Origin of the sequence: Bartonella sp. CL63NXGY, from assembly GCF_042194905.1 — a bacterium.
GTDB lineage: Bacteria > Pseudomonadota > Alphaproteobacteria > Rhizobiales > Rhizobiaceae > Bartonella.
The window spans coordinates 307-564 of sequence record NZ_JBHINK010000152.1; the positions used below are offsets into that span (position 1 = coordinate 307).

Annotated in this window: 1 protein-coding gene; it reads right to left on the reverse strand. The window is 42.6% G+C overall.

Annotation, left to right across the window (positions count from 1 at the left end; all coding sequences use genetic code 11):
* Nucleotides 1-258: DNA translocase FtsK (locus ACFIK0_RS09850; RefSeq protein ID WP_375663983.1), on the reverse strand; the 258-nt coding region annotated here is incomplete at both ends.

The following is a 258-nucleotide window of genomic DNA, read 5'->3' on the forward strand; positions in this document are numbered from 1 at the left end:
TAGATGAGTAATTCGGCTCACCTTAACCCCTACTGCTGGACGTAATTCGTATTTAGTAACCGAAGGCCCAAGATTTACATTTTCAACCGTAGCCTCTACACCGAACGATTTTAAGGTATCTTGTAATTTCTTTGTATTGGACTTAATTGATTTCAAATCATCTTGTTGGTCCGTTGCGGGAACTGCAGTTAATAAATCCAGTGGTGGCAGCTGATAATCATCGTCGGCTGGCTCAGCCGCTGTCGTTAAGTCCATTTC